General features: G+C 70.9%; 1 protein-coding gene. It reads right to left on the reverse strand.

Annotated elements, in window-relative coordinates; genetic code table 11:
• Window positions 1-605, reverse strand: a 605-nt coding sequence (locus tag G7A99_RS23755) for an NAD(P)-dependent oxidoreductase (RefSeq protein WP_163144531.1), incomplete at both ends; no start/stop codon positions are given.

A 605-nucleotide genomic window follows, 5' to 3' on the forward strand; every position in this document is an offset into this window, starting at 1 on the left:
GCCGCCTCGCCGGCGAGGGTGAGGTCCTTGAGGCCGAGCGGCATGGGGAAGCCCGCGGGCTGGTATGTCCGGGCCGCGATCCGTGCACCGTAGCCCTGATGAACCGGACTCGCGAACAGGGTGCTCGAGAGCAGCTCATGGACGCTGTTGCGGTCGATGCCGTGGCCCTCGCACAGGGTATACGCCTCCCCCATGGCCTCGCTCGCCGCGGCGATCATGAAGTTGCCGGCGAGCTTGACGATGTTGGCCGCGCCGAGTTCATCGCCGAAGTCCCACACGCCGGCGCCCATGGCGTCCAGCAACGGCCGGGCGCGGGCCTTGGCGGCGGCGTCCCCGGACACGCAGATATTGAGCTTCGCCGCCTCGGCCATGTCCGGGCGCCCGAACACCGGCGCCACCAGGACCTGTTCGCCGTGCTCCGCATGCCGGCTCGCGAGCTCGCGGCTGGTCTCCGCCGCCACGGTGCTCATCATGACGTGCAAACCACCCTCACCCAGCCGTCCGGCGATACCGTCCTCGCCCAGGGTCACGGCACGCACCGCGGCATCGTCGGCGAGCATGGTGATGACCACGCCACCGCCGGTCACCGTGCCGGCCGGAGTGTC

The sequence above is a fragment of the Arhodomonas sp. KWT genome, from assembly GCF_010993615.1.